General features: G+C 43.3%; 23 protein-coding genes and 1 tRNA gene. 10 read left to right on the top strand and 14 right to left on the bottom strand.

Going from position 1 to position 23461, the window contains the following annotated elements; all coding sequences use genetic code 11:
* The first annotated feature begins 109 nt into the window (after positions 1-109).
* Positions 110-562, top strand: a complete 453-nt coding sequence (locus tag AC1IR0_RS06500) for a DUF441 domain-containing protein (protein WP_004645490.1) — start codon at positions 110-112, stop codon at positions 560-562.
* Between the two features lie 259 nt (positions 563-821).
* On the opposite strand, the gene AC1IR0_RS06505 is transcribed toward AC1IR0_RS06500, so the two are convergent.
* From AC1IR0_RS06505 to hrpA, 6 genes are all read right to left on the bottom strand, one after another.
* Positions 822-1148: a gamma-glutamylcyclotransferase family protein gene (locus AC1IR0_RS06505; protein WP_085064566.1), complete on the bottom strand. Its 327-nt coding sequence runs from the start codon at positions 1146-1148 to the stop codon at positions 822-824.
* A 30-nt stretch (positions 1149-1178) separates the two neighbouring features.
* Positions 1179-2894 carry an AAA family ATPase gene (locus tag AC1IR0_RS06510; RefSeq protein ID WP_479741240.1) on the bottom strand — a complete coding sequence of 572 codons (1716 nt, stop codon included), beginning with the start codon at positions 2892-2894 and terminating at the stop codon, positions 1179-1181.
* A gap of 90 nt (positions 2895-2984) precedes the next feature.
* Positions 2985-4991 carry a hypothetical protein gene (locus tag AC1IR0_RS06515; RefSeq protein ID WP_409665490.1) on the bottom strand — a complete coding sequence of 669 codons (2007 nt, stop codon included), beginning with the start codon at positions 4989-4991 and terminating at the stop codon, positions 2985-2987.
* A 196-nt stretch (positions 4992-5187) separates the two neighbouring features.
* On the bottom strand, positions 5188-5940 hold the full coding sequence (locus AC1IR0_RS06520) for a 1-acyl-sn-glycerol-3-phosphate acyltransferase (protein WP_409665488.1): 753 nt from the start codon (positions 5938-5940) through the stop codon (positions 5188-5190).
* Positions 5941-5966: 26 nt separating this feature from the next.
* Positions 5967-7076, bottom strand: a complete 1110-nt coding sequence (locus AC1IR0_RS06525) for a beta-ketoacyl-ACP synthase III (RefSeq protein WP_253146238.1) — start codon at positions 7074-7076, stop codon at positions 5967-5969.
* 30 nt (positions 7077-7106) lie between these two features.
* Positions 7107-11045, bottom strand: a complete 3939-nt coding sequence (gene hrpA / locus AC1IR0_RS06530) for an ATP-dependent RNA helicase HrpA (RefSeq protein WP_409665517.1) — start codon at positions 11043-11045, stop codon at positions 7107-7109.
* A 489-nt stretch (positions 11046-11534) separates the two neighbouring features.
* Between hrpA and ahpC the strand changes: the two genes are divergently transcribed.
* The gene (gene ahpC / locus AC1IR0_RS06535; protein WP_004278916.1) at positions 11535-12098 is read left to right on the top strand and encodes an alkyl hydroperoxide reductase subunit C; all 564 of its coding nucleotides are present in this window, start codon (positions 11535-11537) and stop codon (positions 12096-12098) included.
* A 290-nt stretch (positions 12099-12388) separates the two neighbouring features.
* Positions 12389-12595, top strand: coding sequence for a KTSC domain-containing protein (locus AC1IR0_RS06540; protein WP_004278917.1), 207 nt, complete (start codon positions 12389-12391; stop codon positions 12593-12595).
* An 11-nt stretch (positions 12596-12606) separates the two neighbouring features.
* Here the strand turns inward: AC1IR0_RS06540 and AC1IR0_RS06545 are convergent, their stop codons facing one another.
* Positions 12607-13197: an O-methyltransferase gene (locus tag AC1IR0_RS06545; protein WP_409665483.1), complete on the bottom strand. Its 591-nt coding sequence runs from the start codon at positions 13195-13197 to the stop codon at positions 12607-12609.
* A gap of 24 nt (positions 13198-13221) precedes the next feature.
* Positions 13222-13440 (bottom strand): DUF1653 domain-containing protein, encoded by a 219-nt coding sequence (locus AC1IR0_RS06550; protein ID WP_034436473.1) that lies wholly within the window; start codon positions 13438-13440, stop codon positions 13222-13224.
* A 233-nt stretch (positions 13441-13673) separates the two neighbouring features.
* Here AC1IR0_RS06550 and ahpF point away from each other — a divergent pair, with 233 nt between their 5' ends.
* The 3 genes from ahpF (at position 13674) to AC1IR0_RS06565 (ending at position 16114) form a co-directional block, all read left to right on the top strand.
* On the top strand, positions 13674-15239 hold the full coding sequence (gene ahpF, locus AC1IR0_RS06555; RefSeq protein WP_479741241.1) for an alkyl hydroperoxide reductase subunit F: 1566 nt from the start codon (positions 13674-13676) through the stop codon (positions 15237-15239).
* Between the two features lie 278 nt (positions 15240-15517).
* A complete protein-coding gene (locus tag AC1IR0_RS06560; RefSeq protein WP_425879921.1) occupies positions 15518-15763 on the top strand; it encodes a hypothetical protein in 246 nt (81 codons plus the stop codon).
* A gap of 144 nt (positions 15764-15907) precedes the next feature.
* Positions 15908-16114: a hypothetical protein gene (locus tag AC1IR0_RS06565; RefSeq protein ID WP_044108579.1), complete on the top strand. Its 207-nt coding sequence runs from the start codon at positions 15908-15910 to the stop codon at positions 16112-16114.
* Here the strand turns inward: AC1IR0_RS06565 and AC1IR0_RS06570 are convergent.
* Both AC1IR0_RS06570 and AC1IR0_RS06575 read right to left on the bottom strand, forming a co-directional pair.
* On the bottom strand, positions 16098-16736 hold the full coding sequence (locus tag AC1IR0_RS06570; RefSeq protein ID WP_044108580.1) for a LysE family transporter: 639 nt from the start codon (positions 16734-16736) through the stop codon (positions 16098-16100). The two genes, AC1IR0_RS06565 and AC1IR0_RS06570, sit on opposite strands and share 17 nt — an antisense overlap.
* 122 nt (positions 16737-16858) lie before the next feature.
* Positions 16859-17425, bottom strand: coding sequence for an FxsA family protein (locus AC1IR0_RS06575; RefSeq protein WP_479741242.1), 567 nt, complete (start codon positions 17423-17425; stop codon positions 16859-16861).
* A gap of 125 nt (positions 17426-17550) precedes the next feature.
* On the opposite strand from AC1IR0_RS06575, the gene ruvC reads away from it, so the two are divergent.
* Positions 17551-18096, top strand: a complete 546-nt coding sequence (gene ruvC / locus AC1IR0_RS06580) for a crossover junction endodeoxyribonuclease RuvC (protein WP_004278925.1) — start codon at positions 17551-17553, stop codon at positions 18094-18096.
* A gap of 3 nt (positions 18097-18099) precedes the next feature.
* On the opposite strand, the gene AC1IR0_RS06585 is transcribed toward ruvC, so the two are convergent.
* A complete protein-coding gene (locus tag AC1IR0_RS06585; protein ID WP_479741244.1) occupies positions 18100-18372 on the bottom strand; it encodes an acylphosphatase in 273 nt (90 codons plus the stop codon).
* Between the two features lie 10 nt (positions 18373-18382).
* A complete protein-coding gene (locus AC1IR0_RS06590) occupies positions 18383-19840 on the bottom strand; it encodes an NAD(P)H-hydrate dehydratase (RefSeq protein ID WP_479741245.1) in 1458 nt (485 codons plus the stop codon).
* Between the two features lie 23 nt (positions 19841-19863).
* Between AC1IR0_RS06590 and queG the strand changes: the two genes are divergently transcribed.
* The 3 genes from queG (at position 19864) to bioB (ending at position 22401) form a co-directional block, all read left to right on the top strand.
* Positions 19864-20958 (top strand): tRNA epoxyqueuosine(34) reductase QueG, encoded by a 1095-nt coding sequence (gene queG / locus AC1IR0_RS06595; RefSeq protein ID WP_005103516.1) that lies wholly within the window; start codon positions 19864-19866, stop codon positions 20956-20958.
* A 104-nt stretch (positions 20959-21062) separates the two neighbouring features.
* A complete protein-coding gene (locus AC1IR0_RS06600; protein ID WP_409665473.1) occupies positions 21063-21266 on the top strand; it encodes a hypothetical protein in 204 nt (67 codons plus the stop codon).
* Between the two features lie 133 nt (positions 21267-21399).
* Positions 21400-22401 carry a biotin synthase BioB gene (gene bioB, locus AC1IR0_RS06605; RefSeq protein ID WP_004278930.1) on the top strand — a complete coding sequence of 334 codons (1002 nt, stop codon included), beginning with the start codon at positions 21400-21402 and terminating at the stop codon, positions 22399-22401.
* Between the two features lie 7 nt (positions 22402-22408).
* Here bioB and AC1IR0_RS06610 read toward each other — a convergent pair whose 3' ends face one another.
* Positions 22409-22645, bottom strand: coding sequence for a hypothetical protein (locus tag AC1IR0_RS06610; protein ID WP_034436202.1), 237 nt, complete (start codon positions 22643-22645; stop codon positions 22409-22411).
* A gap of 670 nt (positions 22646-23315) precedes the next feature.
* Positions 23316-23392, bottom strand: a tRNA-Ile gene (locus tag AC1IR0_RS06615).
* Positions 23393-23461 lie beyond the last annotated feature (69 nt).

Here is a 23461-nt window from a genome sequence, read left to right on the forward strand (position 1 = left end):
GCATTCTATCCTGAAACAGTCCTGAATTTGATTTCTTCCGCTGTTTTCTAGGTATCATGCGTTGAAAAGCTCTACAATAGCTTTATTTTTCACTCTATCTCTCCCCCTTATGTCGCAACTTGATTTGAATCTGATTGTTCTTTTGGTTTTACTGGCTTGCGGTATTTTCAGTCACAATAGTGCCGTCACCATTGCTGCAGCGGTATTAATTGTTTTAAAAATCACACCTCTCAGCAGTTTATTGCCTTATGTACAGGCGCACGGTTTAAATATCGGCATTATTATTCTGACCATTGGTGTTCTGACACCAATTGCCAGTGGCAAAATTTCAGGGGAAAGTATTCTCAAATCTTTCCTGAGCTGGAAGTCTTTGCTGGCAATCGCGATTGGGGTCTTTGTCGCTTGGCTGGGAGGACGTGGAGTGAAGCTGATGTCCAATCAGCCAGATGTAGTGGCCGGACTGTTATTAGGCACAGTAGCAGGTGTAGCAGTATTACGCGGTGTTCCAGTCGGTCCTTTAATTGCGGCTGGGATTTTATCGTTATTGATTAGTACACAATAAATGTACAAATCATCAGCGCGTATTCCCAGTATGCAATAATTTCTCAAAAATACATCACATGACCGGAAATATGCAGACCACCCGTTGATTATCTTGCGCTAAGCTCTAAAGCAATGCTTCAGGCTTGCTCAGAAGATACTATCAGATCAACGGAATACTTTATTAATTCAATCTTTTGAAACCAAGTCAAAGGAAAGTTATGATCTTTGAAGCTCTGACCTGATAAAAATTTGAAATTCAATAAATGACACACCCCAGTCTAATCTTTCAAAGCATAGACCAAACTTTCTATCGTCTGACCATTTTCCAAATATACTTTAACCGGGATACGTTGATATTCATCGCCTTCAAATGCATCCAGCTCATCCCAATATTGGGGAAGATTCTCGGATATGAATACATAACCCGGAACAATCTCTCCCGAATCACTGAGCTGAATACCCGGGCTACCCAGCTCAGCACCCCAACCACGCTGCTGCAAATACCCACGAATATAACCGGCTTTCCAGCTCCCCCCAATCCGCTCCATGACAGGGGCATTGGGTTGCTGCGGACGAAGCGTGCCGTATACGAATAAACTGTGCATCTTAAGAACTCTTAAACATCATTTTGATGATTACTCTACAAATAGTAGTGCTAGACGCACCTGGTCATAAGCCATTTTAGGCGTAGTCAATTCCACAATCGGACGCAGCTTAATAGAACCGTCATCATTAAAATGTTCCGAATTTTGACGCTTGGTCAAGCGTTTATAAATCTTGCGCACCTGCTCCACGACCTCTTCACCCGGATGGGCAACTGAAATATCCAGTCCCTGCTCTTTATGCAAACGTCCCAAATGATTGATGATGGTTGCCGGAGTCAAACCACGTTCAGTCGCGATATCGGCAATTTCATAGCCTTCTTCAAACAGTTCACGCGTTTCATCTAACGTTGCAGTGGCATAGCTTTGTTTTCCAGCATTCTTGGCAATTTTCTTCTCATTGCGCTGGATTTCAACTTCATTCAAAGTCCCGCCACAATGTCGGATAAAGGCCTTATGCTGTGCCGTCAAATCGACATTTTCAAAATTCGCTTCGGCTTCATCAGAAAGTTCTTGAAAACGGCGATCGGCTTTAATTGCCAGACTATCGAGTTCCAAAGCCTGCTCATTAAAACCTTTTAATCGTAGGCCATTTAAGCTTTTCAAACGGGACAACGCGACATAGCCCTGTCCTTTTTCAAAAGTATGGCTCAGGTCAATCTCGGCAGCTTCCAGGGTCATGCCTTGTGATTTATGAATGGTAATCGCCCAGGCCAGACGCAATGGAATCTGCTGGAAACTGGCAATGGTTTTACCGGCCTCATTGTCTACCGACCAGGTTTCAGGCTCAACCACCAATGTAGTGCCATCGGTCAGTTTGACTTTAGGCAGCACACCATATTCATCATCTTCTTCAAAACTGATCACTTCGCCCAAACTGCCGTTGATATAACCCATATCAAAGTTGTTTTTCACAAACATGACTTTGGCATGTTTTTTCAGGGTTAAGGCCTCAGGCGCTCGCACTGACGATTTTAAAGTCTCGATCAGCTTTTCATTGCCATCACACTGGGCATCAAACTGGCGCGGATCATTGTCAATTTCATTCAGATGTTTAAAGTTAATACTGTCTACATCCATATTATGCGTATACAGGCGCGTATAGGTCTCGCCAATTTCTTGATGTCGCGTGGCCTGTAAAGCCGTACGATGTTCATGGCTAATCGCCTGTGCACGAATCGCGTTCAGGATGTCATTCACATAATCATTGCCCTGACGATGCTGCTCGGTCAAATAACAGACACGAAACTTGGCTTCGACCCAAGCATCCGACATAAAGCAGAATTTGTCGCGGTTACGCTCATCATTTTTACCGACTGGCGGTAACTGGAAAAAGTCCCCTGCTACAATCACCTGAATACCACCGAAAGCTTCATCACTTTCCTTGAAATATTTCAGTACCTGATTGACCAGATTCAGCTGCTTGGCATGCAGCATCGAAATTTCATCGATAATCAGGACTTGCGCATTTTCCAGATGTTCTTTTAAGTATTTGCGCTCTTTCATCCGCTTTAAGTCTTCTTCAGACAAAAAGTCTTTAATGCCAATGCCTGCCCAGGTATGAATAGTCATACCATTCATGTGTGTGGCTGCAATACCGGTCGATGCGGTAATCGCGACGGCGACCTTACGCGCCTTTAAATAATTAATATATTGATTCAGCGTATAGGTTTTTCCTGCACCGGCAGAACCGGTTAAAAAGACATTTTCTCCTGCTTTGAGTAACTTAAGGGCAGTTTCCTGTTTCATAAGAGCAATACCGTAAAAGAACGGCTATAGCCTAACGATTTTTAGCGGAAAAGTTAAGCGTCATGGAGGAAAACAAGCTGTATTGAACTGTCAGGCCTGCAAGTTGAGCCAGTTAATAAAATGCATGGCGATATTACTGTATTCAGCTTCTGCTTTCTGGTTATTCGGATATTCCAGCTGATCAAAAATCACCTGTCCATTCACTAATTGACACCCCAAGATCAAGGGTAGGCGCACAGCAGGATGAGACATACGAAAGGCCACATACTGCCCTTCCAAAATTTGCTGAGCATAGCTTGCCGCCAGACAGTTCCTGAAAATTTTAGATTCCTCTAAAATCCGATCCAAAGTTTTAAGTTCTTCAAAACGCCAGTTGAAATACAGTAAAAATGAAACCTGAGTGATTGGTGTCCAGTTCACCAGTGCGAACTGTTTTTTCAGCTTGGCGATCATTTCCTGCTTTTGAACCTGATCATGCCAGACGACCGCCTGATTAAACAAACTGGTCCAGCTCAGATTTTTCGGTATTTCTGTATGGCTGGAAAAATACTCTACCAGATAGTCACGCACATAACTGTCAAATAGCGACTCACGTACATGCCCGCTTTGCAAATAAAACAGCTGCCTGAACTCAGTAAAAGGAATGCGATAGCGGTGCAGAACATTATAGAAATCACGATTCTGCTGGCTTTGAGGCTGAATATACGCCAGAACCTCATCGGGTAAATGCGCCGTAATTTTATATAAATGCTGCATATAAGCCTGCATCATCCGGCTCAAGTTCAGATAAACCTTTTTAGTCAGCTGATCATCCATTTTAACCACATTGCGCACCAGCTCCATCCATTCGTCCAGATACAGAATTGAAGGGCTAATCGCAATCCGCTGATCCTCAATCGATTGGCGTGTGCCTTTTAATACCACCGCCTGATTATACTGATGCTGAAACCAGTCATGCTGGATTGCATATTCATGCATGCTATGAATAAACAGTCGCGCCGAGACATATTGAAAATATTGCAAAGTCGCCAAAATAATCTGGGGATGAATATGATGGCTGTCTACAAAACTTAAGGCAGTTACTGCAACGCGTACACTGCTATGCTGGATATTATTACTGATCCAGTCCAGTACCTCGGCCGGTTGCTTGAAGATCCAGTTCACGGCACGATGACAATCAAATAGTGGCAATCGGGCTACTTTTTTCTGCCATAAATACGGATGATTTTCCAGGAAATTCCGTTTGGATAATAAATCATCCCGATGCCACACGTCCCGGTTCATCAATCGGACAAAACCGAGCAAATTACTTTGCTCCTCAGCATGCCGATATAGCAAACAGATATCATCAGTATGATCATTCAATTCATGCAGATTAAAGCGCTCTTCAAAAGACAGCGACATAATCCGGAACAGTGCCGGAGGCAAAAACTGTGCGGCGCTAAAACAGAACTCATCCAGACTGTCCATCAATGACTGGATCGACAGGAATTCATCCTGCTGTAGACACTCCAAAGAAAAAGCCTGTTGCAAGCTTTCAAGAATCTGCTGTGGAATCTCTTGTTCATCCTGAATAAAGTTTTGCATGACAGGTGCTGTATACAACCCGGCCTTGATCAGCTGCTGGTCGATAATCTCAGCTTGAACAATCGACATTTGCTGCAGAAATTCGGACACCCGTTCCAGGCCATTAACCCACGCATAAACCTGAGCCAGGATAAGCTGACGTAACTGTTTGGCTTTGTCGCGTAAATACAGCGAATGCTGTGGTTTTAAATCGCCAGTCAGGAAATAGATATCCTGTAAAAAGAATTCCTCCAGGGCTTCTGCCTTACATTGCTGAAAATAAAAATGACTGTCAACCAAAGCAGGTGCAGCTCCAGAGTCTAGTGCATAGGGAGTATGAAACTGGATATAAAACAGACCATCCAGCAATTCAATCCGGCACTGATCCTGCTGAATTTTTATTAAATTTTGTGCATTCAGATGACCAATTATTGCCATCTGATCAAGATAAAGCTGGTTGAGCTCCGGAGAAATCCGTAAGCATTGTTGTGCCAATAACCTTAAAGATGCTACCAAGCTTTCCTGTTCCATACATGCACCTCGGTCATCTTAGAATCATCTTATTTTTATATTGGATCATGCTGAGTCCTTGATCGCCAATCAATGAACACTTAAAAATACATTATGGCATCACTTGCACTATAAAAAAGTCCCTGCATCCCCATCGCTAAAAATAGAATATCTCAATAGATCATAGCCTAGATTTTATAGAAAGAATTTTTCTTTTTTAGTCTTGCTGACGTAGTACCTTAAGCTCGGCCAAGCCAGTATAAATATGTTGCTGCAAGCTGTATCGAAATGCAATCAGCTCTTCCTGAGTTTGAACCTCAGCAATCGATTGTCGCGGCATAAACTGAAAATAAAATGGCAGGCGTTTGGGGAATAATCGTTTAGGCAAAGATGGAATCACATCGCCCTGACGTAGTAATTTATTGAGTTGTGGTACTTTGAGAAGTTTTTGAAAATATTTATGCTGGATGATCTTATTGGCATCAAAGCCGATCTCATAGACTTCATCCCCACCGAGCGCGGCAAAAGGGACAATATCATAGTTGAATTCCTGAGCCAGCTTTAAAAATCCGTAACGTTGCTTCCAGATCAGTTGATACTGTTCACCCTGACGTTTAAGTACTTCGCGACCGCCTCCCGGAAACACCAGAATGGAGTAGCCCTGCTGCATCACAGCACGTACATAATGCTGGATGCCATCGACTGCCCCAAACTTTTTCACGGCTTCACGCCATAGCGGTACATAAAAATGGCTATGATCCGCAATACTGACCACAGCCACCTTATGTTCGTTATAGAGATAATCAATCAGCATCGGCGAATCAAAGATGCCGTACATGGAATGATTACCGACATACATTGCAGGCCGACTGGCATCAATATATTCTGCCCCTAAAAAGGTAGGGGTAAAATATAATTTGGATAAGGCACTTAAGCGTCTAATCCATTGCCCATCATGTTTGACCTGCAAGCTGTTTGCTCCCTATTGACTCCGGATTATGCTACGCGCTTTTGGACCAGAATCGAACCCACCGAATAACCGGCACCAAATGAACACAACACGCCATATTCACCATCTTCAACTTCATGTGCAGTACGGTGCAAGGCAATGATCACCCCAGCAGAAGAAGTGTTGGCAAACTCATTCAAAATGATCGGCACCAGACCAGGTTTGGCATTTTCTTTGCCGACCACCAGTTTCAAGATCAGCTCATTCATGCTGGCATTGGCCTGATGTAACCAGAAGCGTTTAACACCTGTCGGCTCAATCTGATTCTTTTCCAGTTGCGCAGTAATCATTTTCGCAACCAGTGGACAGACTTCTTTAAATACCTTACGACCATCCTGACGGAAACGTTTGTCGTCAATGTCAGCATTTTCAGAAGTATTCAAGAAACCAAAGTTATTGCGGATGTTATTCGAGAACTGGGTAAACAACTCAGAATCCAGAATTTCAAAACCGGTTTTGCTGTCGGTATTTTCAATAATTGAAGCGGTTGCCACATCACCAAAAATAAAGTGACAATCACGTGAACGGAAATCGGTATGTGCAGAAGTAATTTCCACATTCACCAATAACACACGGCTCGCGCCAGCTTTGATCGCATCATAAGCCTGTTTAAGACCAAATGTTGCTGCAGAACACGCCACGTTCATGTCATAGGCATAGCCTTTGATACCTAGAGCGGTTTGAATCTCGATGGCTACGGCAGGATAAGCACGTTGCAAATTCGAACACGACAAGATCACGATATCAATGTCTTCGGCAGTCACACCGGCATTTTCCATCGCCTGCTTGGCTGCGATTACGCCCCATTCTGCTTGCAGTGAAATTTCATCATCTGCACGTTCACGTAAATTAGGACGTAAGCGTTTTGGATCAAGAATGCCTGATTTTTCTACGACATAACGGCGTTGTACGCCAGATGCTTTTTCAATAAAGTCTGCACTAGAACCACGACGTGCTTCAACTTCGCCTGCAGCGATTTTGTCAGCATTTTCGTGATTAAACAGTTCCACATAAGCATTTAAACTTTCAACTAATTCTTCATTGGTGATGACATGTTCCGGATGGAATAAGCCCGTACCCGTAATGCGGATGCCCATGTAAAATTCCTTATCTGAATTACCTATATCTTAACTGATTCCAAGACGATCCCATACTTTTTGCAAGCGAGTTGGAGACACGGGTGCTTTTGTTTTCATCGGTTGTGAAAACAATGAGATTCTTAACTCCTCGACCATGAAATACAATTCTTTCAGGCGAGGGTCATCTTTAAACTTGAATAATTTTTCCATCCATTGATCAATTTGGTCAATGGCGGAATTGTCCCTTTGTAGATTATTGGGCAAGCGCTCCAAACGCAAGATCAAGGCTTTCAAATAACGTGGAAATTCGATCCATACATCGGAAGGTTTACGATACACAAAGTCAGAAAGGCTCATTAAATCAAGTTGGTCTTCAATATCATTGATATTTTTTTCAAACACAGAATGATCTAAAACCAATAATTTCCGGCGGATTTCCTGCCACTGGATATAAATATCCGTGATCTCTTTCAGGGCAACTTGGCCATAAGTCAAGAAAGATTTTTTTACATCTTCAACCAGTTTTTGGAACTCTTGCGCATTGACAGGTAATTCATTAATAGACATGTGCAGTGTGGCATAAACTAACATTTGTTCCAGTTGTGCCTTATCACCGAGTGGTGAATAAGCCAGCGCCAGAGGTTTGGAAATCTGTTTTTTCAACTGGCGGGTCAAGTCTCCGAGTTGCATATGCACCAGTCGGATCACTCCTTCACGATGTTTTTTGATCGCTTCAGCCTGATCATTAAAAGTCTGAATCACCACACCCGATTCATCTTTCTGCTCCAGGGCAGAAAAAGCTTTAGTCGGAACCAGCGCCTGGTACTGCTTGACCACGACACCGGTGACTTTTTGTGAGGCTTCAAATACAAAGCTTTCCGGGAAGGTTTTAAATTCACCTTTAAGCTGTTTGACCGGACTATGCGTTTCAGTCCGGCAGCGCGCTTTCAGCTCAGCAAGATCACGCCCTTGTTCAATGACACGGCCTTTTTCATCAGTAACTTTAATAAAAGGCAACAGATACTGATCGACCCGGTCAAAGCTGAAATCTTTCTCCGTGATTTGATCGCCTCGCAACTGGAATGCCAAGAAACTAAAAATATGTTTCTGTAAATCCTGCGCATCTACTTTTGCTATGAGTTTTTGTGCAGTATCCGGAATCGGCACCAGATTACGGCGCTTATCCTTCGGCAAAGCTTTTAGCAATGCTTCAATCAGATCCAGACGCCAACCCGGAATCCCCCATGACCAGATACCTTCATCGACCTGGGCCAAGGCTTGCAGGGGAATTTTAACTGTCGCGCCATCTTCATCATGACTCGGATCAAAACGATAGGTTGCAGCCAGACGCAGGCTACCATTGTGCAAATAGTCCGGAAATTGTTGTGTCGTCGGCCGGTCATTCAGCCATAGCGCATCATCATCGACAAATAAATAACGCGGATTCTGAGGCTCAACCGTGGCACGCCAGTCTTCAAAAGTACGACGGCTGGCCACTTCAGGCGGCACTTTCGAGGCATAGAACTGGTAAATGGTTTCTTCATCAACCACCAGATCACGACGGCGTAATTTGTCTTCTACTCGCTCGACTTCTTCCAGTTTAAGCAAGTTATGCTTTAAAAATGGTGGAGTAATGCCTAAATGCCCAGTGGTTAAAGCATCCCGCAAGAAAATTTCATGCGCGGCCGCCTGATCTACTTTTTCATAATTGATTGGGCGTTTCGGCTCAATAATCAGACCAAATAATGAAATCTGATCATAGGCATTCACCACACCAGCTTTTTTCGACCAGTGCGGTTCAAAATAATGATGCTTGAGCAGGTCACGCGCGGCCAGCAGAATCCATTCCGGCTCAATCTTGGCTAGGGTACGCAAATACACCTGGGAAGTCTCGACCATTTCAAAGGCCATCACCCACGGCGTATTGGTCTTGTGCAAGGTAGAAGCTGGGAAAATCCGTGCTTTTTGCTGACGCACCGCCATAAAAACATTACGCTCATCGGTCTTGTTGGCGATAAATGATAAGAGACCGGTCAACAAGGCACGATGCAGATTTTCATAACTGGCTTTATTTTCATTAAATGACAGTTTTAAACCCTTAGCCAAATCCACCAGCTGCTCATGAGTTTTCTTCCATTCACGTAAACGCAGCCAGCTCAGGAAGTGATTACGCGCAAAAGTACGGCGCTTATTTTCACTCATGCTTTCGCGATTATTGTGTAGCGTTTCCCAAAGCTTGATATAGAACAGGAAATCAGAATCGGCTTCACGGAATAGTGCATGTTTCTGATCCGCCTGCATCTGCTTGTCCGCAGGGCGTTCACGCGGGTCCTGAACTGCAAGTGCGGCCACAATCACCAGCACTTCATTTAGCACGCCAAAATGTGCACCACCAAGAATCATGCGGGCTAAACGAGGATCAATTGGCATTTTCGCCATTTGCTGACCGATCTTGGTTAAGCCACTGCTTTGAAGTCTCCCTTTCTCAAAGGGTGAGGCGTTATGCGACGTAAGAGAGGGATTTGCTTGATCATCTTCAGTTTTAGGAGAATTTTTCTCGGCCATTGCCCCCAGTTCAATGAGGAGCTTGCGGCCATCATTCACCAAACGGTGATCTGGCGGTTCGATGAAATCAAAATCCTCCAGTGAACCCAACCCCAGACTTTGCATCTGCAAAATTACAGATGCCAGGTTGGTTCGCTTGATTTCCGGTTCGGTAAACTCTGGACGGCTGAGGAAATCATCTTCAGAATACAGGCGTATACAGACACCCGGCGCAATACGGCCACAACGACCTTTACGCTGATTGGCTGCTGCCTGAGAAACGGCTTCAATCGGTAAACGTTGCACCCGTGAACGATAGTTATAACGCGAAATACGGGCAAAACCGCTGTCAATTACATAACGGATATTCGGAACGGTTAAAGCCGTTTCTGCCACGTTGGTGGCAATAATAATGCGTCGCCCACCACCAGAAGGATTAAAGATTTTTTGCTGTTCAGCCAGCGCCAGACGCGCATATAAAGTTAATACTTCCGTATGGCGTGGCCCATGTTTGATCAGGGTTTCCTGTAACTCGCGAATTTCCTGCTCGGTACTGGCAAAAATCAGGATATCGGCATGTTCGGGATGACCTTTTTCCTGTGCATCCTGAAAGCATTCTTCGACTGCTTTGACCACAGCGCGAGGCAGATTTTCTTCAAAGTCATCAAACTCGTCATCATCACTACCGCCAATGCTCATTTCCGAGATCGGACGATAACGTAGCTCGACTGGGAAGCTGCGGCCTTCCACTTCAAAAATTGGTGCACCATTGAAGTAACTGCTAAAACGGTTTACATCCAGGGTTGCAGAAGTAATGATGACTTTCAGATCGGGACGACGCGGCAACAGCTGCTTTAGATAGCCCATAATGAAGTCGATATTCAGCGAACGTTCATGCGCTTCATCAATAATAATCGTGTCATATTTGGTCAGATAGCGGTCATGTGTCAATTCGGCAAGCAAGATACCGTCTGTCATCAAACGCACAATTGAATCTTGTGAACCCTGTTCCGTAAAACGCACTTTAAAGGAAATTGATTCCCCAAGTTTTTCACCAACTTCTTCGGCAATACGCTGTGATACGCTGCGAGCTGCCAGTCGACGTGGTTGGGTATGCCCGATCATTCCGGTCAGACCACGTCCGGCCAGCATGGCAATTTGTGGTAACTGGGTGGTTTTACCAGAACCGGTTTCACCGGCCACAATAATCACCTGATGCTTTTGAATCGCAGCAATCAGCTTGTCAGTGTATTGGGTAACCGGCAGATCCTGATTCAGCTTGATGTTCGGAAGACGCTCAAGCCGTTGCCGTACTTTCAGATTGGATTTTTCAAATAATTCCTGATACTGCTTGGCATCTGCGTCTTTCCCTTTTTTCAGTCGATTTAAACGGTGACGGTCACGCGCCATTATCCATTGATCTACATTTAAATGACTCTGCACAGAGAAAATACCCACATCAAAAAACCGGAAAGGTTTATTTTACTTGGTTCATTAGATTTCAGATAGTCGTAGTTCTGTTAAGTGCCGGACAAATTGGCTTTGGCTGCCTGATTTCCCACAATTCAGCGCCATAAACCTGTCAAAATATCTATATGACACCCTTGAATTTTCCTGACTAGATTTAATCATCAGTTTAAGTTTGGAATTGATATTTAAATTATTTTGTGGAAATTATGCTTTTTTCCAAATTGACCCTTGAATTTTTTGGTTTCAACATCATGTTTGCTAGCACGAGGAAAAAGAGATAATTTTGTCATCAGGCCATCATCTTGATGCTGCTCAATGAACAAAGCGATTTTGCCGAAGTGGCGCGTTTTTACTTAATTCGGTTTTTCCGATGTTTGTAATGTAAAAATACCATTTTAGCATCAACCAAAATTTCGATACTCTTATTCAAAATCAAAGACTACCTCAATCATGGAGACAATGATGAGCTTAATTAATACTGAAGTTAAACCATTTAAAGCAACTGCATTCCAAAACGGCAAATTCATTGAAGTTACTGAAGCTGACCTGAAAGGCAAATGGTCTGTTGTATTCTTCTATCCAGCTGACTTCACTTTCGTTTGCCCAACTGAACTTGGTGACCTTGCTGACAACTACGCTGAATTCCAAAAACTAGGCGTTGAAATCTACTCAGTTTCTACTGACACGCATTTCACTCACAAAGCTTGGCACGATTCTTCAGAAGAAATCAAAAAAATCCAGTATGTAATGGTTGGTGATGCAAACTGGACTCTTGCTAAAAACTTTGACGTATTAATCGAAGCTGACGGCCTTGCTGATCGTGGTACTTTCGTGATCGATCCAGAAGGTAAAATCCAAATCGTTGAAATCAACGCTGGTGGTATCGGCCGTGACGCTCAAGAACTTCTTCGTAAAGTTAAAGCAGCTCAGTACGTACATGCTCACCCAGGCGAAGTTTGCCCAGCTAAATGGAAAGAAGGCGATGCAACTCTTGCTCCTTCAATCGACCTAGTGGGTAAAATCTAATTTTAATTAGATTGAACTGATTCAAAAACCACGCTTTTTAGCGTGGTTTTTTATGGTTTGAACTTTTATGTCAGCACAATACTGGATTTTATTTTTTAAAATTATTTTATTAGAACTTAAAATATTATAGTCCTATTTTTTTCTTGATCCATCATATAAAAATTCAGGCATATCTTTTGCTTCGCTTTCTCATAATCCTTACCCATTCTTACAATTGAGCTATACATCTGCAGAGCCATATGGCATAAGTTCAAATGATAAGATAAGAAATATTCAGTGGAGGAACGCATATGCAAAAACTGCTTACCGTGATTTCTTGGAAATACAATCCCTCAAGCCGCCACCTGAAAATTGTATACAGTAATGGTCATACCGAGCTGTATCATCCCGTACCTGAATTTATTTATGACAACCTGTTAAGACGCCAAGACAAAGCTGCATTCGTGGAAAAGTATCTCGAATATAATTTACATTTTAATAAAATTTGCATGGATTAGAGCGAATCGAATTAACGAAATCCCACCATCAGCAAACCTGCGCCTATGGGTACACTACTCATAATAAAACGTGGGTCTTGCTGAATTAAGGCAATAAACTCTTCGACTTCTGCTGCATGTGAAATGACATTATCAACTACCAGTAACCCGCCCTTTGCTTTAAGTAATCGACTCAAATGTGGCCAGTAACTGACATAAGCATCTCGTTCAGCATCTAACAGGATAAAATCAAATATTTCCTGTTCTGCCTCCAGATAAACTTGAGCATCAATCACTTTAAAATTGATTAAGTCTGCAAGATCTATTTCTGTCGCATATTGCTTTGCCTGAGCAACCCGTTCTGCATCAACTTCAAGAGTTGTAATCATGGCTTGAGTCTGCCGAGCCGCTTCCGCCAGCCATAGAGTGGAATAACCGGTAGAAGTGCCAATTTCCAAAATACTTTTCGATTGTTGCGCACGAATCAGCATAGACAAAAATTGACCGGATTCTGGCTCTATATTGCGATATCGGTGCAGGCGATCTGCCTGCTTATGATCATGCATATGAAATTTTTCATATAATTCTTGCATGAATATTTCAAATTCATCTGAGTTTTGCATCACTCTTCCCTGAGTCTGTTGGGCTTAAAGTGCCTGAATCAATTTAAAACGCTCCACTTCACGATCATCGTTAGTGGTAATGGTTTCAGTGAACATCGTTAAAGGACGTACCCAAATTGAATAATCCCCATAGAGACATTGATAAACCACCAGCTTTTCTTCAGTTTCACTGTGCGTGGCGACATGAAACACCTGATAAAGCTGTCCCTTATAATGTTGATAAATACCGCGTTGTAATTCCATCATTCAAGTCTCAAATATCTTGTTTTAATCTTAGCTGAAAATCCTTATTCTTGCTCTAAACTACTTGAAAATTAATCTTTTTACCCCATATAGAACTTTGAAATTAATGATGAATTTTTTAATAAATCTGTAAATCCGATCAATAAAATAAAAACAAACTGTTTTACCTATTTGTTCAATTCATTTAATATCCTGTTATCAAATAAACATTTACTCCTTTGGAGACGTTAGCAATGTTAGATCAAAATACTTCAGCTCAACTTAAAACCCTATTAGAACGCCTAGAAGGCCCGATTGAACTGGTCGCGACTTTAGATGGCTCTGACAAGTCAGCCAAAATCCAGGAACTGGTTTCCGAAGTAGCTGCACTGTCTGATCTGGTGACTGCACGCTTTGACGGGAACAATGCACGTGCGCCAAGCTTTGGTATTGCTAAAGCTGGTGAAGAACCACGTGTATTCTTTGCAGGCTTGCCAATGGGCCATGAGTTCACTTCGCTGATTCTGGCATTGCTGCAAACTTCAGGTTATGCACCGAAAGTCTCTGATGAAGTGCTGGCGAATATCAAGAGCCTGAGTGTTCAATCTAACTTTGACGTGTTCGTATCATTAAGTTGCCATAACTGTCCGGATGTGGTTCAGGCACTTAACCTGATCGCCATCTATAACCCAGGCACTACAGCGACCATGATTGATGGTGCTTTCTTCCAGGAAGAAGTGGAAGAACGCAAGATCATGGCAGTACCAATGGTGTTCCAGGACAACCAGCATATCGGTCAAGGTCGTATGACACTGGAAGAAATCATTGCCAAGCTGGATAGCAATGCAGCCGCGAAAGATGCGGAAAAGCTGAATGCCAAAGATGCCTTTGATGTCCTGGTGATCGGTGGTGGACCTGCGGGGAATACCTCTGCCATCTATGCAGCACGTAAAGGCATCAAAACCGGGATCGTGGCGGAGCGCATGGGCGGTCAGGTCATGGATACCATGGACATTGAAAACTTTACGTCTGTACAGAAGACCCAAGGTCCGAAGTTTGCAGCCGAGATGGAAGCCCACGTGCGTGAGTACGGGGTCGACATCATGAACCTGCAACGTGTCTCTAATATCAAAGGTGCGGATGAAACGGCCAACGGTCTGGTTGAAGTGACCTTGGAAAACGGGGCAAAACTTGAATCAAAAACCGTGATTCTGTCGACCGGTGCACGCTGGAGAGAGATGAATGTTCCAGGTGAGCAGGAATACAAAACCCGTGGTGTAGCCTACTGCCCGCACTGTGATGGTCCACTGTTCAAAGGCAAACGTGTTGCTGTGATTGGTGGCGGTAACTCAGGTGTTGAAGCCGCGATTGACCTGGCAGGGATTGTAGAACATGTCACGCTGGTGGAATTTGATACTAAGTTGCGTGCGGATCAGGTGCTGCAAGACAAACTCAACAGTTTGCCAAACACTACGGTGATCAAGAATGCCCTCTCGACTGAAGTACTGGGCGATGGCTCACAGGTGACCGGCCTGAAATATAAAGACCGTGCCACCGATGAAGAGCATGTGGTTGAGCTGGCGGGGATCTTCGTGCAAATCGGTTTGTTGCCAAATACGGACTTCCTGAAAGAAACAGCTGTTGAGCTAACCAACCGTGGCGAGATTGTGATTAATGACCGCAACGAAACCAATGTGAAAGGCGTATTTGCTGCAGGTGACTGTACCACTGTACCCTACAAGCAGATCATCATCGCGACCGGTGAAGGTGCCAAGGCGTCATTGTCTGCTTTTGATTACATTATCCGTTCTGGGCAGTAAGTTTTAGACTAGCTCAAATAAAGCCCGCTTGATGCGGGCTTTATTTTTAATTGATTTTGTCATTATCTTTTTAGATTCAACTATATTTTCAAATAATGAATCATTTAATCATTTTCTTGATATGATCTTAGTCATGTAATTAATTTTTATCCTATATAGATACTATGTAATTGTCAGCAATCTCGTCTTGCCAGCCCAGAAAAGCTCTCCTATGATAGAGCAACAAATCATCTTTCATGATCGAAGAATAAAAAGGATAACATCCTGGGAGAAGAAAAATGCAGTATCAATATCATTGTGCCTGCTGTGAAAAAGTAGTCGACTCTACAGAAAAATCATGCTCAAACTGCGGCTCACATCATATTCGCAGCCCTTTTGGTTTCTGGATTTTATGTCTAATCGCCTGTCTCGTTACAGCTATCGTATTTAAAGTGGTGCACTTGTATGTACAGTCCCAACAAGAAGTACCGGCACAACACTCGCTATTGGATGTTTTAAAAGAAGAAGATAAAAGACTTCGCTAAATTTATTCATCTGACAGTAAAGACCTGTTGGTTCAAACAGGTCTTTTTATTAATCTTGAATAATTCAAATAGCGATGCGGAAAATAGCCTCATGAAATCCAGATTTGATTTACAATAGCTGTGGATTTGAATGAGAGATGTGCCATGGTTCAGTTAATTAAAAAAGGTGGATTACGCGAACGTGCTAACCGTAGCCGCAGCTATCAAGGCTCTGAAAATACTGAAACCACCTTAAAGCCTAATCGTTATCAAACGGCGGTTAAAACACCAGACAATTTAGCCTCTCCTTCCCCGACCTCACCAATATCTCCAGCATTAAATAAAGATACACCCCTTAATTCATCAGAATAAGTGCGTCATACCATAACCACAATGCAAATAGCAGAAATAGTCCGCCTGACATCATATCAATGTAACTCCCCGAACGCTGGTACAAGATTTTAATTTTTGGTTGGGAAATCAACAGCATCAATAAAGCAAAGGTGATAAAGGTCTGCAAAGGAATAATCACTGCCAGCTGTGCTTTCAAATAATCGGAAGCAGACGAACTCAAGGCCAGTGAAAATACGCTACTAAAATAGATCAGTGTTTTGGGATTAGAAAGATTGGTCCATAAGCCCAACATAAAATAGTTTTTAGCTTGCACCTGTCCATTTGTATCGTCGTCGGCCTGATGTCTATTTTTAAAGCTATGCACACCACCCTTTAACATGCCCCATCCCATTTTAGCCAGGAACACACCACCGAGCACCATCAATACCTGTTGAATCCATGGAAACTGGTCAATTAACACGGTAAAACCCGCAAGTGTCAGTACTACCCAAACTACAATACCGGCAGAGATCCCAGCAATAACTTTCAGGGCATTCTGGCGTGTAGTGGATGCGGCACTTTTGGCAATGAGCAAAACATCGGGACCGGGACTGAGTTGAGCAACAAAATGCAGGAGACAGATCGTAAAAAGCAGAGACATTAAAATTAAGGTAAATTTATAAAAATATATTATAACGTTTGTTCAAAGACATTAGAAAGTTCCAATAAAAAAACCGAATCATCAGATTCGGCTTAAATAGAGCTTTTTTTTAAATAAAACATTTATTTTGGATTGATATCTTTCATTTCAATTTTTTTCGCCTCAGGTCTCACTTCACGTGCTTCACCATCAATAATGGTGGAATCACCGCGACCTGATTGCTGATTTTGCATATCCTGCATTTGACGCATCATCTCGGCAAATGGATTCTGGCCTTGTGCCCCACCCATATCGCCCATCATGCCACCCATCATTTTTTCCATCATGAGTTGCTGACGCTTCATCATCGCTTTCATTATGGCAGCCTTAAAGACCTGCTGAACCGCTGGAATGAGCATCAATACTGCCAATACGTCGGTAATCAATCCAGGAATAAGCAGAAAGAAACCTGCCAGAATTTTAGGTAAATTTCCTGTTAATGCAGGATCTGCACTCATCTGTCCCATCTGCATTTGCTGCATTTGTGGCATGACACCGGCCGAGTATTTACGGATCAGATTCATACCAATAAAGAATGCGGCTACAAACCAGAAAAATACGTACCACATGCTCCCGACGAGGTCACCCACGCCAATCCAGACCAGTACTTCTAGGATTACGCCTGCAAGGATAATAAGAAATAATTTCATGAAAATTAATCTAATCTCAGTAAAATAAATAATAGGATGCTGGAATCAACTGCTTCATCAGGATCAAGCTTTTTTGATACGCTTATGTAACAATATGGGCATTATTCTATTTTTAAAGTGCGGGCATGTCATTAATTATTGGGATTGACCCCGGTTCTCGTTTAACCGGTTACGGAATTATCGAAAAAGACGGCTCCAAACTGACTTTTGTTGATGCCGGCACCATCAGAACAGAAACGACAGAAATGCCTGAACGTTTAAAACGGATCTTTGCCGGCGTGGAGCGCATTGTAAAATTTTATGGTCCCACTGAAGCTGCAGTCGAACAGGTCTTTATGGCACAAAATCCGGATTCTGCCTTAAAACTCGGTCAGGCCCGTGGTGCTGCTGTTGCGGCACTGGTCAATCTGGATTTGAAAGTCGCTGAATATACTGCGCGCCAGATCAAGCAGTCGGTAGTGGGTTATGGCGCTGCGGATAAAGAACAGGTGCAGATGATGGTAATGAATATTCTAAAACTCAGCATCAAACCGCAGCAGGATGCCGCCGATGCTTTAGCTGCTGCTATTTGTCATGCCCACGCCTCAGGCAGTATGAGTAAAATGGCGGTATTGAATGCGTTGGGTGGTATGGCACGCGGCCGGAGTCGCGTCAGTAGCCGTCGTCGATAAGGTTTAACGCAATATTATAAAGTCTTGAGCATCTAGCTCAGATTCCAGATACTCTTGAATAACCGCTTGTACGATTGCACGAGCAAGCCCTTTCCAACTTCGTGTAATCATTTCCTGAAGTTGGGAGTCTGTTCCAGCAATAACGGCCTCCACCTCACCTGTGCTCAAGTTCTTCACATATCCTTTCAGTCCAAGCGCCTGAGCCTGCTCGGCAAACCAGTAACGGTATCCGACTCCTTGAACTTGGCCTGAAATATTCAGTTTGATGACTGGCACACTATTCTCCTTAGCGATTCACGACCTGATAAATCGCATGTTTCATATCCTGTGCCTGCAAGCCACGTTCGCCATTTTTGGCCAGTTCATCACCTGCAAGTGCATGCAGCGTCACAATTTCATGCAAATAAATTTTTTGCGCAAATTGCGCCTTTAGACTGGCAATCATGCCGGCCAGCACATCCCCCATTCCGCCAGTTCCCATACCGGCATTCCCGGCATTGCAGATGTAAAGCCTTTCTTCCAGAATCAGGCTGCCTGAACCTTTTAGCACCCACTGTCCCTGATATTTTTGTTGCAGGGCATGAATGGCTGCAATCCGATCCATTTCAACTTCCGCAGTGCTACATGCTAGCAAAGTTGCAGCTTCTCCTGGATGTGGTGTGGCATAATTCTGGGAATTCAAAACTTGAGGCTGCTTGGCCAGAAACCATAAGGCATCCGCATCCAAAACAACCTCCAGATCAGATTGCTGAGTCAGCTCAAACCAAGCTGTATATTGTTGCTCTGACCAAGAATCACGACCTAATCCCATGCCAAAACAGACTGCATCGACCTGCTGAATCAGTGCTTGGCGTTGCTCCTGAGTTAAAAGATTGATATCACGCAGCATGATATTTGGTGCACGTGACAAAATCGCAGTATGGTGTTTTGCATCACAAACGATGGTGACTTTACCTGCTCCGGCAGCAAATGCTGCCTCTGCCGCCATGATCACTGCCCCACCCATATCAGCATGTCCACCAATCACTAAGACATGACCATAACTGCCTTTATGACCAAAGGCTTCACGCTTGGGCAATTGAATCTCATGCGATGAAAGACAAGCAGTCGGCTGAAGCTCAGTATCTGTTGGAATAGCAGAAATCAGTTCGATCTTGCCCGCATATTCTTTGCCTTGTCCGGTAAACAGTCCTGCCTTAAGCCCTAAACCCGTGAAAGTGTAGTCAGCTTTAATCGCAACAGGCAAAGGCTGGCCGGTATTGGCATCCAATCCACTCGGAATATCAATTGAGATTTTTAATCCAGTTTGCTGATTGATCGTTTGAATAACATTTTGCCAGTCAAAGTCCAGCTGACGGTTCAGACCAATTCCGAATAATGCATCGATATAGACCTCACATTCAGATTGAAAATCAAAATGCGAATAAGGCTGCAAGCCAGCTTGCTGAGCTTCCTGCACAGCCGATGCTAAATCTTTGGAATTACCCAACTCAACTGCATAAATATCAACACTGAAGCCCGCCTGTTTGAGATATTTGGCCACAAGATAGCCATCGCCGGCATTATTACCCTGACCACAGCAGACAGCGATTTTTTTTATTTTTTGCTGGGAAAATAAAGTGATCAGCCGCTGACTAATCCCCCAGGCGACTTGTTGCATTAAACCGTAGGAACTATTTTGCTGTTGAAACCAGCGCTGCTCCCATGCTTGTAGATCACGGCTATGGTAAACTTGTTGCTGCATTTCTTATTCCCTGTCTTTGGTTTATGGCAACTCCCGATTCTCAAGCGCAAATTAAAGTTTATCAACAAGATCCAGCCGAGCTAAAAGCATGGATTAAAGCGCAGGCTTTAGAATTGGGTTTTTCTGATTGTGTCATTGCCAAACCAGATGCTCAAGCAGAATTAGCACGCTTACAGGAATATCTGGATCGTGGTTATCATGGTGACATGAAGTTTCTGGAAGAGAATCTGGAAAAACGTGCCAATCCCGCCTTACTGGTTCCCGGCACACGTAGCATTATCTGTGTGCGTATGGATTATCTGGTCGACGCACCAGAACCACGTTATATCCCTTATGCACCCAACTCTGCCATTATCGCGCGTTATGCCCGTGGCCGAGATTATCACAAAACCATGCGGGGTCGCCTGAAAACCTTGGCGACAAAAATCCGGGGAAAAATCGGAGATTTTGAATCACGCCCATTTGCCGATTCTGCGCCAATTTTTGAAAAATCGCTGGCTGAAAGTGCCGGCATGGGCTGGACAGGTAAACACACCCTGCTGATTCATAAAACATCAGGCTCATTCTTTGTGCTGGGTGAACTGTTTACTTCACTGGAACTGCCCTTTGATGAACCCGCGACTAAACATTGTGGCTCCTGTACCGCCTGTATCGACATCTGTCCGACTCAAGCGATTGTCGAACCGTACATGCTGGATGCACGACGCTGTATCGCCTATCTGACCATCGAATATAAAGGCATTATTCCAGAAGATTTGCGACGCGGAATTGGTAACCGGGTTTTTGGTTGTGACGATTGCCAGCTGATATGTCCATGGAACAGTTTTGCCCAAGTGACCTCGATAGAGGATTTTCATCCGCGGCATGGACTGGATCAAGTGAGTTTACTGGATTTATGGCAATGGGATGAAGCCACCTTTTTAAGTGCGACTGAAGGCAGTCCGATGCGTCGTACGGGTTATCAAAGCTTTATGCGCAATATCGCCATTGGTTTGGGCAATGCACCCTTTGATGGGCAGATTATTCCGGCCCTTCAGCAACAGCGTAATCAACATGATGAAATTGTGCAGGTACATATCGATTGGGCTATTCAAGAACAACTGGCAAAATCCAGTTAATTTTCCATCTTTACCTAGCGTCACAGTTTCACTTAAAAGCCTTACACACCCATGTTTCAGACTATGGCATAAATAAAAATAGTCAGAAATGAAGTGGAGGAAAGATGATGTCATCAAAAAATCCAAATCAAGAACTGCTGGAGCAGCTTCAGCATGACCAGCAGAAGCAACAACAGCAGCAGCCGCAACATGGCCCGATTAATTCCCCAAAAAACAATCAGCATGAACAGGATCAGCGCGTGTTTAACAAGCAGCACCGTAGTGATCTGCCTGGCCAGGATATTCATGGAAATCACAGTAATAAATAATCTGGCAACTGAAAAACAAAGCTCACCTCGTGTGGGCTTTGTCATTTATATAAGGTCATATTTTGCTAGTGAAGCAAAAGCTTATTTTTATTAAGATGAACCGAATGATAAATAAGCACAGATAGGGAAAGAGATGAACAGTAGTGATGCGGTACGTAATGATTGGTCACGTGAAGAAATACAAGCTCTATATCAACAGCCTTTAATGGATTTAGTGTTCCAGGCGCAACAGGTTCATCGTGAACATTTCACTGCGAATACCGTTCAGGTGAGCACCCTGCTTTCGATTAAAACCGGTAAATGTCCTGAAGACTGTAAATACTGTTCACAATCAGCGCATTATGATTCCAAACTGGAAGCTGAAAAACGCATTGCAGTCGATAAAGTGATTCAGGAAGCCAAACAGGCGCTGGCATCAGGCAGTTCACGCTTTTGTATGGGGGCTGCATGGCGCAACCCGCATGAACGCGATATGCCTTATGTGCTGGAAATGGTACGTGAAGTTAAAGCACTCGGTCTGGAAACCTGCATGACACTGGGGATGCTAAATGGATCACAGGCTGAACGCTTGAAAGATGCAGGACTGGATTATTACAACCATAATCTGGACACTTCTCGTGAATACTATTCACATATCATCAGCACGCGTAGCTTTGATGATCGTCTGGATACTCTGGATCATGTGCGTCAAGCTGGTATGAAAGTCTGTAGTGGCGGTATTGTGGGTCTGGGCGAAAGTCGTGATGACCGGATTGGTTTGTTATATGAGCTTGCAACTCTGGCAATCCATCCTGAATCTGTGCCAATTAATATGTTGGTGCCGATTGAAGGCACACCGATGGCAGATGTAGAAAAACTGGATGTGATTGAATGGATTCGTACCATTGCCGTAGCACGCTTGTTGATGCCTAAAAGCTATATTCGCCTTTCTGCAGGGCGTGAATCCTTAAGCGATTCGGATCAGGCTTTGGCATTTATGGCTGGTGCCAATTCTATTTTCTCTGGTGAAAAACTGCTGACGACCCCTAATACATCCCAAGGTCGAGATCAGCAACTTTTTGCAAAATTAGGTTTAGTTGCAGAACAGCCAAAACCGAGTGTTCGCAGTCTGGCTACAGATGCCATGGCAAGCTAACAACTGTTTAACTTGATGAACTTGCAGAAAAGTTATGTGCAGTAATTAAAATACCATAACGGGCATTCAGATAATCTCCGACTCGGATTTGATCTACTCCATTAGCATGATGCACCATCAGCGCTTGCGTGACTGCATCATAACTAAAGGAGTCATAACTATCTTGATGCAGGCTAAGCCAGTGCAGCGTATCTGCCAGGTTGCTGTCGACGATATAGGTATCTGCATGAAAATCTTTGCTCATATGCCTGTTCATCATGTTGAAATTTCCCTTTAATTTTAACGGAAATTAGCCCATAACAAGCATAAAAAAGTGAGCCATTGCTCACTTTTCTTGCAAAAACTTTAGTCCTTATTCGTACCGCACTTACGACACTCCCTGTGTTCCCCGATTTCTTGCATTTGCTCATATTCATAAATATGCAAACAAAACAATTTTCTTAAAAGCTGAAGCATCATTGAAACTCCTGTTTAATCATTTTTTTAATACGCTTCTTAAGATATTCCGTCCTGAAACATCATGATTTTTGACTAAAAAATCATCTCATATTAATTAGCATAATTTTTTCAGTTGTAAAATGCATTTCATCTACTTTTCACTTTTTTTGCAGATATTCTTTGAACTACATCACAATTATTTCATAAATATGAACTTTTTTTTTGATTAAAGAGGATGTTTATGGAATCTAGATAACAAAAGTAATATCTGAGGGAGATGCTTTTTTATTAAGCTGGTAACGAAGAATCTTTATTGAAAGGCAAACCAGAAAAGTTCATTATCAGTGGAGGCAACCCATTTTAAGTCCTTCGAGATAAGAACGACGATCAATTAAGTGAATTGCTTACTTCAGATTTCATAATATCCAAAAACAAAAAACCCCTTACGATTAATGCACGTAAGGGGTTGTTTTATATGGTGGGCCCAGACAGACTTGAACTGTCGACCAACGGATTATGAGTCCGCTGCTCTAACCAACTGAGCTATAGGCCCTATATGCTGAAAACTTTATTTATCAATAAGTTCAGGCGTCATGAATACTAGCTAAGATTTTTTGGAAAG

Source organism: Acinetobacter sp. 129952, from assembly GCF_056642055.1.